At 73.8% G+C, this 16807-nt stretch carries 12 protein-coding genes; 11 read left to right on the forward strand and 1 reads right to left on the reverse strand.

The genetic code is table 11. The annotated features are described in order from the left end of the window. The first annotated feature begins 12 nt into the window (after nucleotides 1-12). From QFZ76_RS17270 to QFZ76_RS17280, 3 genes are read left to right on the forward strand one after another with little or no spacing between them, the layout of a single operon-like run. Nucleotides 13-1092: a MerR family transcriptional regulator gene (locus QFZ76_RS17270; protein WP_307680038.1), complete on the forward strand. Its 1080-nt coding sequence runs from the start codon at nucleotides 13-15 to the stop codon at nucleotides 1090-1092. Between the two features lie 40 nt (nucleotides 1093-1132). Continuing rightward, a complete protein-coding gene (locus tag QFZ76_RS17275; RefSeq protein WP_307674585.1) occupies nucleotides 1133-1648 on the forward strand; it encodes a helix-turn-helix transcriptional regulator in 516 nt (171 codons plus the stop codon). 3 nt (nucleotides 1649-1651) lie between these two features. Beyond that, nucleotides 1652-2734, forward strand: coding sequence for a serine hydrolase (locus QFZ76_RS17280; protein ID WP_307674586.1), 1083 nt, complete (start codon nucleotides 1652-1654; stop codon nucleotides 2732-2734). A gap of 12 nt (nucleotides 2735-2746) precedes the next feature. Here QFZ76_RS17280 and QFZ76_RS17285 read toward each other — a convergent pair whose 3' ends face one another. Then, on the reverse strand, nucleotides 2747-3454 hold the full coding sequence (locus QFZ76_RS17285) for a FadR/GntR family transcriptional regulator (protein ID WP_307680039.1): 708 nt from the start codon (nucleotides 3452-3454) through the stop codon (nucleotides 2747-2749). 219 nt (nucleotides 3455-3673) lie between these two features. On the opposite strand from QFZ76_RS17285, the gene QFZ76_RS17290 reads away from it, so the two are divergent. The 8 genes from QFZ76_RS17290 (at nucleotide 3674) to QFZ76_RS17325 (ending at nucleotide 16729) form a co-directional block, all read left to right on the forward strand. Further along, entirely contained in the window at nucleotides 3674-5047 is a 1374-nt protein-coding gene (locus QFZ76_RS17290) for an SLC13 family permease (RefSeq protein ID WP_307674587.1), read from the forward strand. Between the two features lie 52 nt (nucleotides 5048-5099). Continuing rightward, nucleotides 5100-6557: an acyl-CoA synthetase gene (locus QFZ76_RS17295; protein WP_307674588.1), complete on the forward strand. Its 1458-nt coding sequence runs from the start codon at nucleotides 5100-5102 to the stop codon at nucleotides 6555-6557. Then, on the forward strand, nucleotides 6550-7902 hold the full coding sequence (locus QFZ76_RS17300; protein WP_307674589.1) for a carboxyl transferase domain-containing protein: 1353 nt from the start codon (nucleotides 6550-6552) through the stop codon (nucleotides 7900-7902). Before QFZ76_RS17295 ends, QFZ76_RS17300 begins: the two co-directional genes overlap by 8 nt. 84 nt (nucleotides 7903-7986) lie before the next feature. Next, nucleotides 7987-8361, forward strand: coding sequence for a CU044_2847 family protein (locus QFZ76_RS17305; protein ID WP_307674590.1), 375 nt, complete (start codon nucleotides 7987-7989; stop codon nucleotides 8359-8361). Further along, nucleotides 8358-10079 (forward strand): trypsin-like peptidase domain-containing protein, encoded by a 1722-nt coding sequence (locus tag QFZ76_RS17310; RefSeq protein ID WP_307674591.1) that lies wholly within the window; start codon nucleotides 8358-8360, stop codon nucleotides 10077-10079. The genes QFZ76_RS17305 and QFZ76_RS17310 overlap by 4 nt, the downstream gene beginning before the upstream one ends. 49 nt (nucleotides 10080-10128) lie before the next feature. Continuing rightward, complete coding sequence (locus QFZ76_RS17315; protein ID WP_307674592.1) at nucleotides 10129-11151, forward strand: MoxR family ATPase; 1023 nt, start codon at nucleotides 10129-10131, stop codon at nucleotides 11149-11151. Next, nucleotides 11141-15565, forward strand: a complete 4425-nt coding sequence (locus tag QFZ76_RS17320; protein WP_307674593.1) for an SAV_2336 N-terminal domain-related protein — start codon at nucleotides 11141-11143, stop codon at nucleotides 15563-15565. Before QFZ76_RS17315 ends, QFZ76_RS17320 begins: the two co-directional genes overlap by 11 nt. A 126-nt stretch (nucleotides 15566-15691) precedes the next feature. After that, nucleotides 15692-16729 (forward strand): rod shape-determining protein, encoded by a 1038-nt coding sequence (locus QFZ76_RS17325; RefSeq protein WP_307674594.1) that lies wholly within the window; start codon nucleotides 15692-15694, stop codon nucleotides 16727-16729. Nucleotides 16730-16807 lie beyond the last annotated feature (78 nt).

The following is a 16807-nucleotide window of genomic DNA, read 5'->3' on the forward strand; positions in this document are numbered from 1 at the left end:
CCGGGGGTGCCCATGGACGACGGCCTGCTGACGATCGGCACGTTCGCGAAGGCCTCCCGGCTGTCGCCCAAGGCGCTGCGGCTGTACGACGAGCTGGAGCTGCTGCGTCCGGCGCGGGTCGACCCCGACACGGGTTACCGGTACTACGCGGTCGACCAGCTGGAGCAGGCGCGGCTGGTGGCGTGGCTGCGGCGGCTCGGGATGCCGCTGGCCCGGATCCGTGAGGTGTGCGATACGTACGCCCTCGACTCCGAGGCCGCCGCCGGGGAGATCCGTGCCTACTGGGCGCGGGTCGAGGCGGAGACGGCCGTGCGGCGGGATCTCGCCGCGTTCCTCGTGGACCAACTGACAGTGGAACCGAGGAAGGACACCACCATGCTGGAACTGCGCTACTTCGCCCACTCGGACCGGGGGCGGGTCCGCCCCGAGAACCAGGACACGGCGTACGCCGGCACCCGGCTGCTCGCGGTCGCGGACGGCTTCGGCCCGGCGGGCGCGCCCGCGAGCAGCGCCGCCGTGGAGGCGCTGCGGTTCCTGGACACGGAGGAGGTGCCGGCGGGCAACGTCCTCAACCTCCTGGAGGACGCGGTACGCAGCGCCACGGAGGCGGTCCAGGACGTCACCCGGGGCGCGGAGGACATGGGCACCACACTGACCGCCCTGCTGTGGACGGGCTCCCGCCTCGCCCTGGTCCACATCGGCGACTCGCGCGCGTATCTGCTGCGCGACGGCGGCCTGTTCCGCATCACCGACGACCACACGATGGTCCAGTCGCTGATCGACGAGGGGCGCCTCACGCCCGAGGAGGCCACCGCCCACCCCCAACGCTCCCTGCTCCTCAAGGCCCTGCCCTCCGCCGCCCCCGCGACCCCGGACCTCCGCCTGCACGACGCCCGCCCCGGCGACCGCTACCTCCTGTGCTCCGACGGCCTGTCCACCGTCGTCCCCGACGACCGCATCCGCACCCTCCTCGGCGCCGCCCCGGCCCCGGACGAGGCCGTACGCACCCTGGTCGCCGAGGCGAACACGGCCGGCGGGCCGGACAACGTGAGCTGTGTGGTGGCGGACGTGGTGGAGACGGCGACGGCCTGAAGGGTTGCTCCGTTATTCCGGAATAACGTAACGTCGGAACATGGCCGATGACTCCTTGCAGGAGCGAGTCGCCGCGCTCGAAGAACGGGTGGCGCGGCTGGAGTCGAGACCGCGGGCGCCGCAGAGCGAGGTGTTCTGGGCGCTCGAGGGGCTGCGCGAGCGGCTCACCGGGGACGGTGAGGTCCTCTTCACCGGCGTCGTGGACCTGCCCACAGGCGAGCACTACGCATGGCAGCAGAGTGCGGCGACGGCGGGACTGCTCGAAGCGGACTGGGCGGACCACGCCGCGCCGTACGCCGCCCTGGGGCACCCGGTGCGGCTCACCCTGCTGCGCGCGGTGCTCCGTGGCACCCGCTCCGCGGCCGAGTTGCAGGAGACGGCCGGGCTGAACACCACCGGGCAGCTCTACCACCACCTCAAGCAGCTCACCGCCACCGGCTGGCTCCAGGCCGAGGGGCGTGGCCACTACCAGGTGCCCGCGGGCAAAGTGGTCCCGCTGCTCGTGCTGTTGTCCGCGGTGGTGCCGGCACCGAACCCGACGACGACGCAGGAGTAGTTCATGAACCGACGGAGTTTCCTGGGCGCGGCGACGGCCGCGGCCGGGATATCGCAGTTACCCGGACACGCCACGGCGGCCGGGAACGACCTGGCCGCTCGGGTGCGGCCCTACCTGGACCGTGCGCTGGCCGCCGGCAGCCCGAGCGTCGCCTGCGGAGTCATCCGCGGCGCACACCAACACGTGGCGGGCGCGTCCCAGGTCGGCAGGGCCCCGGACGGCAGGACGGTCTTCCAGCTCGGCTCGATCGGCAAGACACTCACCGCCACGGCTCTCGCGCGCGCCGTGAGCGGGGGGAGGGTCCGCCTCGACACACCACTGGCCCTGCCCCCGGGCTTCCCGGTCCCCCGCAAGGGCCCTCGGCGGATCACCCTGGCCGACCTGGCGACCCATACCTCCGGCCTGCCCTCCCTGCCGCCCAACCTCCTCGCGGAGGCGGACCCGTACGACCCCTACGCGCACTACACACTGGACGACCTGGCCGCCGGCCTGGCCGAGACGTCCCTGAACACCGAGCCGGGCAGCACCTACCTCTACGCGAACCTCGGGTTCGGCCTGCTCGCCCAGGCGCTGGCCTTCGACGACGTGGACGCGATGCTGTGGCGCGACGTGGCGGCCCCGCTGCGCCTGCGCGACACGACGACGACCCTGCGACCGGACATGGCCCCGCGCAAGGCCACCGGCCATCTCGCCGGAGACGCCGTCCCCGACTGGCACGACCACGTCCTCACCGGCGCGGGCACGTCCGTGTACAGCACCGCCGACGACATGCTCCGCTTCCTCGGCGCACACCTACGCCCGGACCGCTCACCGTTTCGCGACGCGATCGAGCTGACCCAGCGCCCCCGCTTCACCGTCGACCGGACCCTGCGCGTCGGCCTCGGCTGGCACCTCAGCACGCTCCCCGACGGCCGCACCATGACCTGGCACAACGGCGGCACCGGCGGATTCAGCACCTGCGCGGCGTTCGACAGACGGAGCGGGACGGCGGTGGTGATGCTGGTGAACACGTTCAGCCAGGAGTCCACCGACAGCCTCCGCCCGGTGGACGAACTGACCTTCGGGCTACTGGAAGCGTTGACCTGACCGCCCCAGGCCCTACCGCTCCTCGTCCGGCTCCCAGTCGAGCAGGCGGACCTTCGCGACCGTACGCACATGGCGGCGCATCGCGGCGGCCGCCTGCTTCGGCTGTCCGGCGGCGATGGCGTCGAGGATCGCCTGATGCTGGGTCAGGGAGCGGTGCGGGCGGTGCGGTTGGCGCAGGGACTCGGTGCGGCTCTCGGCGATCTGGTCGGCGATGGAGCGCATGAACTCGGCGAGGAGGCTGCTGTGGGCGGCCGCGGTGACCGCCGCGTGGAAGAGCCGGTCACCCTCGATGCCGTGACCGCCCGCCTCGATCTCCTGGGCCATGTGGGCGAGTGCCGCCCGCATCGCCGCGAGGTCGTCCTCCGTGCCGCGCTCGGCGGCCAGTTCGGCGAGCTTCGTCTCCAGGGCCTCGCGGGCGTCCAGGACGTCCGGGAGGCGCCTTCGGCGCTCGACCATCCTCTCGACGGGTTCGACGTCCAGGCTGTCGCGGACCAGGTACGTCCCGCCGCCGTGCCGTGCCTCCACCAGGCCCTGGACCTCCAGGACCACGATCGCCTGCTTGACCGAGGCCCGGCTGACACCCAGCCGCTGGGCCAGGTCACGCTCGGGCGGGAGGCGGTCGCCGGCCTTGAGGCCGCCCTCGGCGACGTACTGGCGCAGCCGGTCGAGCACCTGCTCGTACAGGCGCTGTTTCGTCATGGGGCGCAAGGCGTCCGTCACGTGCTCGGTCATGGACTCCCCCTCTCGTCGGGAGCGTAACACCGGGCCTTTGGGTGGCCGAGTGGCTGAGCCAATTTCTGCGCGACCCCTTGACGAGGCTCCGCCGCGCGCCCACGCTAACCAGCCAACCGACCTAAGTGGCTCAGCCACTCGACCACTCGCTCGCCCTCCCCCGAAGTACCCACGCAACCGCTCCGGGACCCAAAGACGGGAGCCCGTATGTCCCCCGAACTCATCTCGATCCTCGTCCTCGTCGTGGTGTTCGTCATCGCCACCACCCGTTCCGTCAACATGGGCGCGCTCGCCTTCGCCGCCGCCTTCGCGGTCGGCGAGCTCGTCGCCGACCTCGACGCGGACGGCATCTTCGCCGGATTTCCCGGCGACCTGTTCGTCGTGCTCGTCGGCGTCACCTACCTCTTCGCCATCGCGCGGGCCAACGGCACGACCGACTGGCTGGTGCACGCGTCCATCCGGCTCGTCCGGGGGCGCGTGGCGCTGATCCCCTGGGTGATGTTCGCGATCACCGCCGCGCTCACCGCGATCGGCGCGGTCAGCCCGGCCGCGGTGGCGATCGTCGCGCCGATCGCGCTGAGCTTCGCCTCCCGCTACGGGATCAGCCCGCTGCTGATGGGCGCGATGGTCGTGCACGGTGCCCAGGGCGGCGGCTTCTCGCCGATCAGCATCTACGGCACGATCGTCAACGGCATCGTCGAGCGCGAGAAGCTCCCGGGCAACGAGATCGCCCTCTTCCTCGCGTCGCTGATCGCCAACGTGATCATCGCGGGGATCGTGTTCGTCCTGTTCGGCGGGCTGAAACTGTGGGCGCGGGGGGCGGTCGCGCCGGACGGCGGCTCCGGCGCGGGCGAGATGCCGGAGGGCGGTGGGGGTGCCCGCCGTACAACAGCTGACGCCGGCACCAGCACCAGCACCAGCACCAGCCCTTCCGGCACCGCCACCCTCGTCGAAACCCAGCCGGACACCCTGGACACCACCCGCCTCAACCCCGCCCGGATCGCCACCCTCACCGCCCTGGTCGCCCTCGTCGTCGCCGTCCTCGCCTTCGACCTCGACGCCGGTCTGACCGCGATCACCCTCGCCGTCCTCCTGAGCACCGCCTGGCCGGAGGACAGCCGCAAGGCGGTCGGACAGATCGCCTGGTCGACGGTGCTGCTGATCTGCGGTGTCCTGACGTACGTCGGTGTCCTGGACGAGATGGGCACCATCACCTGGGCCGGCGAGGGCGTCAGCGGCATCGGCGTCCCGCTGCTGGCCGCCGTACTGCTCTGCTACATCGGCGCGATCGTGTCGGCCTTCGCCTCCTCCGTGGGGATCATGGGCGCACTGATCCCGCTCGCCGTGCCGTTCCTCGCGCAGGGCGAGATCGGGGCGATCGGCATGGTGGCGGCGCTGGCGGTGTCGGCGACGGTGGTGGACGTGAGTCCGTTCTCGACGAACGGCGCGCTGGTGCTGGCCGCGGCGCCGGACGTCGACCGCGAGCGTTTCTTCCGGCAGTTGATGATCTACGGAGGGATCGTGGTGGCGGTGGTCCCCGCGGTGGCGTGGCTGGTGCTGGTCGTGCCGGGCTGGGGGTAGGACGGACAGACGGCAGCAGGCAGTGACAGTGAACAGTTAAGGAGTACGACGCGTGTCCTCTCTCTTCCCGGCCCTGACCGAGGGCCGGACCGACGGCCGCACCGACCGGCCCGCTCTCCGGTTCGGCGACCGGTCCCTCACGTACGGCGAGCTCGGCGCCGCCTCCGGTGCCCTCGCGGCGCGGATCGGCGGGGCGGGCCGGGTGGCCGTCTGGGCGACCCCGGCACTTGAGACGGCCGTGGCGGTGGTGGCGGCGCTGGAGGCCTCGATCGCCGCCGTGCCGCTCAACCCGAAGTCCGGGGAGAAGGAGCTCGGGCACATCCTGGCCGACAGCGCACCCACCCTGGTCCTCGCCGCACCCGGCGACGAACTCCCGCCTCCCCTGCGGGATCTGGCCCGCATCGACGTCGACGTGCGGGCCACCGGACCCGTCCCCCACGGCGAGGCCTCCGTGGACGACGCCCCCGCCCTCGTCGTCTACACCTCCGGCACCACCGGCCCGCCCAAGGGCGCCGTCATCCCCCGCCGGGCCGTCGCCGCCACCCTGGACGCCCTCGCCGACGCCTGGCAGTGGACCGGCGACGACGTGCTCGTGCACGGGCTGCCCCTGTTCCACGTCCACGGCCTGGTCCTGGGCATCCTGGGCCCGCTGCGGCGCGGCGGATCGGTCCGCCACCTGGGCCGGTTCACCACGGAGGGCGTGGCCCGCGAGCTGAACGCCGGCGCGACCATGCTGTTCGGCGTGCCGACGATGTACCACCGGATCGCCCAGACCCTGCCCGACGACCCGGAGCTGGCGAAGGCGCTGGGCCGCGCCCGGCTGCTCGTCTCCGGTTCGGCCGCCCTGCCGGTGCACGACCACGAGCGCATCGCGGCCGCGACCGGCCGCCGCGTGATCGAGCGGTACGGCATGACCGAGACGCTGATGAACACGAGCGTGCGGGCGGACGGCGAGCCGCGCGCGGGCACGGTCGGCGTGCCGCTGCCGGGAGTCGAGCTGCGGCTCGTGGAGGAGGACGGGTCGCCGATCACGTCGTACGACAGCGAGACCGTGGGCGAGATCCAGGTGCGCGGGCCCAACCTGTTCACCGAGTACCTCAACCGGCCGGACGCCACAGCCGCCTTCACCGCCGACGGCTGGTTCCGCACCGGGGACATGGCGGTGCGCGACCCGGACGGCTATGTGCGCATCGTCGGCCGCAAGGCCACCGACCTGATTAAGAGCGGGGGTTACAAGATCGGGGCGGGCGAGATCGAGAACGCGCTCCTCGAACACCCGGGGGTGCGGGAGGCCGCTGTCACCGGCGAGCCGGATGCCGACCTGGGCGAGCGGATCGTGGCGTGGATCGTCCCGGCCGATCCCGAATCTCCGCCCACCGTGGCGGAGTTGGCGGATCACGTGGCGAACCGTCTCGCCCCGCACAAGCGTCCCCGGGTGGTCCACCACCTGGCCTCCCTCCCCCGCAACGACATGGGGAAGATCATGAAGCGGGCGCTGACCCGTGACTGACCGCCCGACCGCACGCGAGACCGTCGCCGCGGTCACCGACGATTCCACCTTCACCGAACTCCCGTACCCGGCAAGGGAATCCAAGCCGGACGGCCCGATCGGCTGGCAGGGCTACGACGCCTCGCGCGCCCGCGCCGCCGAACGCACCGGCGAGCAGGAGTCCGTGGTCTGCGGCACCGCGCGGGTGGAGGGCACGCGGGCGGTGCTGATCGCGTTCGAGTTCGGCTTCCTGGGCGGTTCGCTCGGCGAGCGCACCGGGGACCGGCTGGAGGCGGCGTACACCCATGCCCGCGAACACCGGCTCCCGGTCGTGCCGCTGATCGCCACCGGCGGCAGCCGCATGCAGGAGGGCATGCTCGCGCTGACCCAACTCCAGCGCGTGGCCCGGCAGTCGGCACTCACGCGGGAGGCGGGGCTGCCGCAGGTCGCGGTCCTGCGGGACCCGACCACCGGCGGCGGCTGGGCCACGCTGGGCGCGGGCGCCGACGTGATCCTCGCCCTGCCCGGCGCTCAGGTCGGCTTCGCGGGTTCCCGGGTCCGGCCGCCGGACGCGGACCCGGCGGCGTACACGGCCGAGGCGCAGGTGGCGGCGGGCGCGGCCGACGCGGTCGTACCACCGGAGGAACTGCGCGGGACGCTGGGCCGGTGGCTGCGGCTGCTGACGTCGCCGGCACAGCAGGCGCCGGTGCCGCCGCCTCTCGGCGCCACCGACCTGCCGGCCACGGGAGGGGACGCGGTGCGGCGTGCCCGTTCTCCCCGACGTCCGCGCGCCGAACGCTACTTGGACGCCTACTTCACGCACCGTCTCCCCATCAACGGCGACCGCTGCGGCGGCACCGACCCCGACGGCATGCTGTGCGGCTTCGGCGAGCACGAGGGCCGTACGGTCGCGTACGCCGCCCAGACCGGCACGGCGACCCGCCCCGCCGGCTACCGCACCGCCGCCCGTCTGATCCGCCTCGCGGACCGCCTCGGCATCCCGGTCCTCTCCCTGGTGGACACCCCCGGCGCGGCCAACGACGCCGAGGCCGAACGCCAGGGCGCGGGCGCCGCGATCGCGGACCTGTTCCTCACCGTGGCCGCCGCCCGCACCCCCGTCACCACGCTGCTGATCGGCGAGGGCGGCTCGGGCGGCGCGCTGGCCCTGGCGGCACCCGGCAACACCTGGGCCACGCCGGACAGTTACTTCTCGGTGATCGCACCCGAGCAGGCGGCGGCGATCCTGAAGCGGTCGGCCGAGGAGGTCGAGGCGACGGCGGACCACCTGCGGATCCGGCCGCAGGACTTGGCCGAACTGGGACTGGTCCGGCATGCCCCACGCGACAACCTCAAGTACCGTCCGTAACAATAGAGATGCTCAGTGCTGCGAGAGCGGTGTGAGAGCAGTGCTGGAGCGTGCGAGAACGCTTGACGGGACGACGGGGGCACCATGGAACGCTTAGTGGAGTTCGAGACCGCCGACGGGGCCGTGGTGTCGGTCGAGGCCTTCGAGGAGCGGTCCGGCTCCCGGCTGGTGTCCCGCGGGGACGGCACCGTCCAGGCGGCCCGCACCTTCGAGGGCGCCCTGGAAGGAGTGCGTGCCGCCGCCTCCTCGGCGCTCCGCGTCTTCCGTGACGGCTCGCTGCGGCCCGACGGGATCGAGATCGAGTTCGGGGTGAAGCTGTCCGCGGAGACCGGCGCGATCATCGCGAAGGGGACGGCGGAGGGCCACCTGGTGGTGAAGCTGACCTGGTCACCGGGGGCGGCCACAGAGGCCGACGTACCCCCGTCCGCGTCCGTCCCGGAGCCCAGCACGCCGTCATGAACAGCGCCGAATGGCACGCCCGGATCGAGTGCGGGGGCGAGGTGGCCGGAGCAGGCTTCCTCGTGTCCCCGAACAAGGTGCTGACCTGCGCCCATGTGGTGAAGCGGGCGGACGCGGGGCTGGCCGTGACGTTCACGGAACGTCCCGGCTCCCCCGCCGTCCCGGCCCGTGTCGTCGCCCACGGCGGCTGGGCGGGCGGTGACACCGACCCGGGGGACCTCGCGGTCCTGGAGCTGGAGCGGGACATGCCGATCGTGCCGGCCGCGCTGGCGCCCGTCGACACGGCACACGGCGTGACGGCGCCCCGCAAGCTGGTCGTGTACGGGTTCCCGGTCGGCTTCGACGAGGGCACCCTCGCCGAATACCGCATCACCGCACCGCAGTTGATCAACCGGGAGTGGATCCAGCTGGAGGCCTGGCAGCAGGGCGGCCAGCCGCTCGCCCCCGGGTTCAGCGGCTCGGCGGTCACGCTCGTCGACACCGGCGAGGTCGTCGGCATGGTCACGGCGGAGGGCGCCCCGGATGTGCGCAACGGGCGGATGATGCCCACCGAGGTCATGGTCCGGTACTGGCCCGACCTGGAGGGCCTGGTGCCCACCTCGGACCATGCGAGCGCCGACCGGGCGCGGCTGCGCGCGCTGGTGGAGCGGGCGGTCCGCACAGGCCTGGAGTGCGATCCGGTACGGCTCTACACCGCGGCCGCCGACCGGTTCGACCCGCCGCCGCCCGAGGAGGGCTTCGCCTCGCTGTGGTCGGCGGCGCTGTTCGTGCTGTGCGAACTCGACGGGCCCGGCGCCGCCGGCACGGTCACCCGGTTCGCCGACCACCTGGAGGCGCGGCTGCACGCCCTGTTCCGGGCGCCCGCGCCCGCCGAGCCGGAAGCGGCGCCCGACTGGTCGCCGATCCTCGTCGAGCTGGCGCACAGCGGCGCCGGTGACGACCTGGTGCGCGTGGAGGTGTCCGCGTACAGCGGAGGGCACCGCCACCCGGTCGACTCGGGAACGGTTCCGCAGAACCGGCTGCGCGCCTTCGTGCAGGACCGGATCGAGGCGGCGTTCCGCCATCTCACGCCGGGCGCCGACGAGTTGATCGCGTTCGCGCTGCCCCGGGACTGGCTGGACTGGCCGGTGGACCGCTGGGAGAGCGCCCCCGACGACGCCACTCCGCTCGGCTGCCTCTACCCGCTCGTCGTCACCGACCACGCCCGCCGCAAGACCAGCACCCGGCACGTCCTGACCCGCGCCTGGAACCGCCTCGACTCCTCCCCGGGCGCGCGGGTGCACCGCGTCGAGTGCTCCGGCCCCGAGGAGCCCGGCCGGCTCCGGTTGCGGCTGCGCAAGCCCGACGCCTGTCTGGCCGGCTTCGCCACCGCGCCGGCCGCGGCCCGCACCCGCCCGCACTTCGACACCTCGCTCACCGCTCCGGCCCCGGTGATCGTCTGGTCGCGCAGCGGCTGCGGCGCCGGCCGGGCCGACCAGGAAACGGACTGCGGAGACACGACCGCCCCCTGCACCGGCAAGTCCTTCCTCGACGAACTCGACGCCCACGTCGCCCACGTACCGCCCGCCGAACTCCCCCGGCACATCCTGGCCCTGCGCGAGGAGGCCGACGCGGAGGAGGGCCACTGGGCCCGCGACATCCAGCTGCTGTGGGACGACCCGCGCTGCTTCACCGACCCGCACGACACCACCGCGCACGTCCGCTCACCCGTGGCGTGACCCCACCCCCGGCACGAACCCCAGCAAGAAGGAGCCCGGAGACCACCTCATGGCGCACTGGTCCGTCTACACCGGCAAGAGCGAGCCGCACGACGGCATCGACGAGCTGCCCGCCCCGCCCCCGTGGCGGGCCTTCGACGGCGGTCCCGCGCTGCCACCGCCCGCCGAGGAGGAGGACGAGGCCGCCGTCTCCCCGGACCGCATGCACCGCGCGAAGACGTACGTCGCCTCGCCGGAGACCGTCCAGCTCGTCAACGCCGCGCTCTGTCTGCGCCGCCCGCTGCTGGTCACCGGGCCGCCCGGCACCGGCAAGTCCTCCCTGGCGTACGCGGTCGCCCGCGAACTGCGTCTCGGACCGGTCCTGCGCTGGAACATCACCAGCCGCAGCACCCTCGCCGACGGCCTCTACCAGTACGACCCGCTGTCCCGGCTGTACGCCTCCCGGCCCGGCCCGGGAGGCGACCGCGGTGGCCGGGGCGGCGTGGAGGACCACCTGCGCCTCGGCCCCCTCGGCACCGCCCTGCTCCCCTACGGGCGCCCGCGCGCCCTGCTCGTCGACGAGATCGACAAGAGCGACCTCGACCTGCCGAACGACCTGCTCAACGTCCTCGAGGAGGGCCAGTACGAGATCCCCGAACTCGTCCGCGCGGCCCGCCACTTGGCCGACGACGGCCGCGCCGAGGTCCTCGCCGACGGCACGGACGGTCCGGTGGCGATCACCCGCGGCCTGGTCCGCTGCCGCGCCTTCCCCTTCGTCGTCCTGACCAGCAACGGCGAGCGCGAGTTCCCGCCCGCCTTCCTGCGCCGCTGCGTCCGTCTCAAGCTGCGCCGCCCCGACCGGGGCCGCCTCACCGACATCGTCCGCGCCCATCTCGGCAGCCCGGACGGCGAGGCCGAGCCCCTGATCACCCGTTTCCTGGAGCGCGCGGGCAGCGGCGAGCTGGCCACCGACCAGCTCCTGAACGCGATCTACCTCACCGGCGTCGCCGGCCTCGACGCCGCCTCCCGCGACGAGCTGGCCGAGCAGCTGATGCCGTACCTGAGCGCGGCGGCGGACGGCGATGGCATCTGAGCGGGCGGGTTCGAGCACGGGATCCGATGACGCTTCCGCCTCGCCCGTCGCCCGGCTCTCCGCGGTCCTGGCGGCCGCGGCGGAGGCCGACGGGCCGACTCCGCGCGAGCTGGCGGAACTGCTGTGGCTGGCCGGGCAGTTGGAGCGTACGGAGGAGGGGGCGGCGGCGTCCGCGGGCCGGGAGCCCCGGACCGCGTCCCCCGCGCCGGACGCCCCCGTCGCGGTACCGCCCCGCCCCGAGGCCGACCGCCCACGCCCGCCGGACCAGGCACCCGCCCCGCACCACGACGCCCGGGTCCCCCTGCTCCTGCCCACCCCGGCACCCCGCGTCCCCGGCCCGAACAGCGGCGGCGGCACCCGCTTCCTCGCCCCCGCACCCCCGATGCTGCACCGCCCCCTCGCGTTGCAGCGGGCCCTGCGTCCCCTCAAGCGCAAGGTGCCGTCACCGCGCGCCCGCGTCCTGGACGAGCGGGCGACGGCCGACCGGATCGCCCGGCTGGGCGCACACCCCGCGGTGTGGGTGCCCGTACTGCGTCCCGCCCCCGACCGCTGGCTGCGCCTCAACCTCGTGCACGACACCGGTCCCACGATGCCCGTGTGGCGCCCCCTGGTCCGCGAACTGCACACCGTCCTCGCCCAGTCCGGCATCTTCCGCACGGTCACCCTGCACCCGGCCGGCCCCGACGGCCGGGCCCGCCAGGTCCCGGCCCTCGACGACGGCCGCACGGTCACCCTGGTCGTCAGCGACTGCATGGGCCCGCAGTGGCGCCCGGGCGAGACGGGCGCGCGCTGGTACGGCACGCTGCGTCACTGGGCGGCCCGCATGCCGGTGGCCGTGGTCCAGCCGCTCCCCGAACACCTGTGGGCCGGCACCGCACTGCCCGCCGAACCGGGCCTGCTGACACCTCCGGCCGCGGCGGCCCCGTCCGCCGCGCTCACCTTCCTGCCGTACGACCCGGAGACCCCACCGCCACCCGCCACGGCCGTCCCCCTCCCCGTACTGGAGCCCGGCGCGCCCTGGCTCGCCAACTGGGCCGCGCTGTTGGCCGACCCGGGCGGCAGCCGGATGCCGGGAGCGGCGGCCTGGCTGCCGGTCGTTCCGCGGCCACCTGCCGAACAGGCCCCCGACATAGCCGAGTTGGGCCCGGAGGATTTGGTGCTGCGCTTCCGCGCCACCGCCTCCCCGGAGGCCTTCCGCCTCGCCGGCCACCTCGCACTGGCGGTCCCCTCCGTGCCGGTGATGCGCCTCGTCCAGCGCACCGTGGACCGCGATCCACGCCCGCAGCACCTGGCCGAGGTGATCCTCAGCGGCATGCTCCAGGCCGTCCCCGGACCGGCGGGGAGGTATGAATTCCGTCCGGGTGTACGGGACTTGCTCCTGCGGTCGCTGCCGCGGACCGCCCGGGGGCGGACGCGCGAGTTCCTGGCGCAGGTGGGCGGGCTGATCGACGAGCGGGCGGGGCTGGCGGCGGGCGAGTTCCGGGCGGAGACGGGCGGGGCGTCCGGCGGCGCGGGGTCGGTGTTCGCGACGGTGAGCGAGGAGACGGTACGGCGGCTGGGCGGGGGTGGGGCGGAGCGGCTGGTCGGAGGGCGTTACCGGATCGTCGGGGAGCGCGGCCCGGGTCAGCGGATGTGGGAGGCCGTGGATGTGCGGACCGAGGAGCGGGTGGTCGTACACCTGTATCCGGAGCAGGCGGAGCGGTATCGGGAACGGTTCCTCAGGGAGGCTGCCGCGCTGGCCGAGGTCGACAGTCCGTACGTGGTGCGGGTGCTCGACTTCGGGGTGGACGGAGAAAAGCCTTACCTGGTCGCGGAGTTCGTGGATGGAGTGACCGTGCGCGAGGTGACCGAGGAGGGCGGTCACCCGCTGTCCTTCACGATGTTCGCGCGCCTGGCCCGTCAGGGAGGGGCGGGGCTGGCGGCCCTGCACGCACGTGGCCTGGTGCGCGGGCAGCGCGGCCTGCTGGGGCTGCTGCTGCGGCCGGAGGGCGCCGTCCTGATCTGCCGGTTCGCTCTCGGCGAGGAATCCCTGGACAAGAACCCGGACGCGGACTACCGAGAATTCGACCGGATGCTCCAGGACCTGGCCCGGCGGGTACCGAAGGCGCCACCGGAGCACCGGGGGCTGCTGGACCGGATCGCCGGCGGCGACCTGAGCGAACCCACCCGCATCGCGGTCGAGGAATTCGCGAACGTCGAACCCACCGAGTCGGGCCGGTTCACCCTGCTGGGCGAGCTGCGGATCAGCCACCAGGACTCCCCCGTGGCCTCGCCCTCACCCGATGTCCAGACCCTGCTCTGCATGCTGCTCCTCAGGCACGGCCGGCGCCTGACCTACGCCGAGCTGGCCCAGGGCATGTGGGACGATCCGCCCGCGCCGGGTGAGGCGGCGCGCATCATCGACGACCTGGCCGCGCAGGTATGGCGGCTCGTCGACCCCTGCACGCTCGTCATCCTCTCCGGCGGCTACGCGCTGCACGCGGCGGACCACCACATCGACGTGGACCTCTTGGAAAAGCTCAGCCACCGCGACCCCGACCAGTCCCCCGACCTCCGACGCACCCAACTCCGCCAGGCCCTGGACCTCTTCTACGGCGACCCCCTCGACGGCGTCCCCGGCCCCGCCGCCCGGGCCGCCCGCACCCGCCTCCGCGCCCTCCGCGACGAACTCACCCGTGAACTCGCGGAGTTGGAGGACAGGACCACGGTCACCCGGCGCTCCGCGATCCTCTTCGAGGCCGACGACCTGAGCGGCCTCCCCGAGGCCCGTATCTCCCTCGAGTACGCGGTGCACGAGTTCCTGTCCCGCGGCACCCTCGCCCCCCATCAGCACGAGGTGCGCGTCCGCGACAACGGCTATGCCGTGCTCGCCGACCCCGACGCCTACCTGCTCCCCCTCCTCGTGGCCGTCCTGCGCGGGCTCCCCGAGGCCTTCGCGAGGCTGGCCGACCCGCCGCGTCTCCAGGTGACGTTCTGGGACCGGCCCGGCCTGCCGCCCGAGTTGGAGAGTCTCCAGGACCGCACCCCCTCCGACCTCCAGGTCGTCGTCCCGCCCGCCCTGTACGAGGAGTTCGCGGCCAGCTCCGCCGCGCTCGGCACCCAGCGCTTCCAGCCGCTGTACGGCAGCACCGCACCGGACACCCCGCCCCTCGCCTGGTACTGCCCGCTCGCCCCGTCACAGCCCCGGACCGACGACCGCGACCTGGTGCACGGCCCACTGATCACCCACGACCTGCACAGCCTCGGCATCCCCGCCCCCGGCCGCACCGCCATCGTCCACACCCAGCCCGAGGGGCCGCTCACGCTCCTCAACCCGGCCCGTCCGCACGGCTCCGGGCCGCCGCGGGCGACGACGTACTACGAGGTCGACCTCACCACCCAGCAGGCCTTCCACCAGGTGTCCCTGCCCAGCTCCGGCAAGGGCGCCTTTCACGCGGCCGTGGAGCTGTTCTGGCGGGTGGAGGACCCGGTCGCGTTCGTGCACGGCGAGGTTCCGCGGGTCTCCGAGGTACTGCTCGAGCACCTGCTCACCGCGGCCGGCCGGATCACCCGGCGTCACCCACTGCGCCGGGCGGGCGCGGCCCAGCGGTCGGTGAACTCGGGGCTGCGCACGTCGTCGTGGCCGGTGCCGGGGCTGTCGGTGTCGTTCTCGGTGCACCTGGTGCCGGAGGGGGCGCCGTTGCCCGTGCCGGGGCGGGCGGTGCCCGCGCGGCGCCCGTTGTCCGACGTCCTCGGCGAGGCCGAGACCGTGCTGCTCGGTTTCGACGGTCCCGTGACCCGTCTGTACTCGGCGCAGACCGCCCGCGAGGCCGCGCTCGACCTGCTCTCCGTCGTCGCCGAGCACCGCGACCCCGAGGACGCACTGGCGGGACGGCACCCCTTGCCCACCGCCGACGGCCCCGGACGGGAGGTCTTCGTCCATCCCCTGGACGTGCTGCGCGCCTTCGCGCACGACCGCCTCGGACCGACCCTGCGCCGGCGCCTCGACGAGATCGAACTGCGGGCCGTCCCGGACGCGCCCACGACCCACAACTCCGTCGCCCTGGTGCGAGCACTGCACACCGCCGACCGTCGGGTCCTGGTGGTCACGGACGTCTGCGAACAGGCCGTGCACCGCTACCTGGAGCCGTACCGTCTCCCCCTGGCCGGCGTCCACGGCCGCAGCGACGATCTCAGCCTGCTGATGCCGCACCCCGACTGTCTGCTGCGCGCCCTGCGCTCCCCCGACGTACCCGCTCCCACGGGCGTGCTGATCGGCTCCACGGTCGCCGAACTCACCGCCGCCCAGCAGGTCGGACTGCGCTTCATCGGCCTGGCCCGCAACCCGACCGTCGACCAGAGTCTGCGCGAGGCCGGCTGCGAGATCACCGTCCCGTCCCTCGCGCCGGTACTGGAGGCCGCCCGCTCCCTGTGACACATCGCCCGTTCAGCGGCACCCCACCCGGCCCACCACAAGACGCGCCCCCTGCCCCGCCCCCGCACGATGCCTATGAGGCCGCCACCCGGCGGCTCACGGTCTGTGCTCTCGGGAGGACCTGCCATGACCGCCAGCCTGGAGCAGCTGCGCCGCTGCCACTTCGCCGTAGACCTGGGTGCGGCGAGGACGCGGGTGTACGTGAAGGGGGCCGGGCTCGTCGTCGACCAGCCGTCCGCCGCCGCCGTGAACACCCGTACCGGCGCGCTGATCGCGGTCGGCGAGTTCGCGGAGAGGATGACGGGCCGTACGCCCGACTACATCCGCGTCGTCAGGCCCGTGTCCGGCGGCACGGTCGTCGACATCGAGATGGCGCAGCGCATGCTGCGCCACCTGCTCGGCGACAAGGTCCGCCGCGCCCTGCGCCGCAAGCCCCGGCTGCGGGCCGCCGCCTGCATCCCGCACGACGCCGACCCGCTGGCCCAGCGTGCCGCGATCGAGACGCTCGTCGGGCTCGGGGCGCGCCGCGTGGAGCTCGTCGACACGCTCATCGCCGCGGCCGTGGGGTGCGGGCTGCCCGTCGAGCGGCCCGAGGCGACCATGATCATGGTGTGCGGGGCGGCGGCGACCCAGGTGGCCGTGCTCTCCCTCGGGTCGATCGTGACCGCCGAGCGGATCCCGGTGGGCGGCGAGGCCGTGGACCACGCGATCGTGCAGCACCTGCGTCACGAGCACGAGCTGATGCTGCCCAGCCAGTCGGTACGGCCGCTGCAGCTCGCCCTCTCCGGCAACGGCCTCACCCCGCAGGGCCCGGCCTCCACCGAGATCCACGGGCGGGACGTGGCCACCGGCCTCGCCCGGTCCGTCCAGGTCGACACCGCCGCCGTACGGGACGCGATCGAGACCCCGCTGACCGCCGTACTGGACGGCATCGGCCGGGTGCTGCGCAACTGCCCGCCCGACCTGGTGGCCGACCTCGCCGACCGCGGGATCATGATGGTCGGCGGCAGCGCGCTGCTGCCCGGCTTCGACCAGATGCTGCGGCACGCGACCGGCATGCCGGTGCACATCGCCGAACGGCCGGACGTGTGCGCCGCCCAGGGCCTGGGCTACATGCTGGAGGGCAAGATCGAGCCGCTGGTCCTGGACCCGCTGGCCACCTGAGGCCACCGGCTGACCGACCAGGAGTGGTCCGAGAACCGCGCCGCCGGGCCGCCTCGGCCGGCCGCGTTCGAGCACACC

The organism is Streptomyces sp. V4I2, from assembly GCF_030817655.1.
GTDB classification, from domain to species: Bacteria; Actinomycetota; Actinomycetes; order Streptomycetales; family Streptomycetaceae; genus Streptomyces; species Streptomyces plumbiresistens.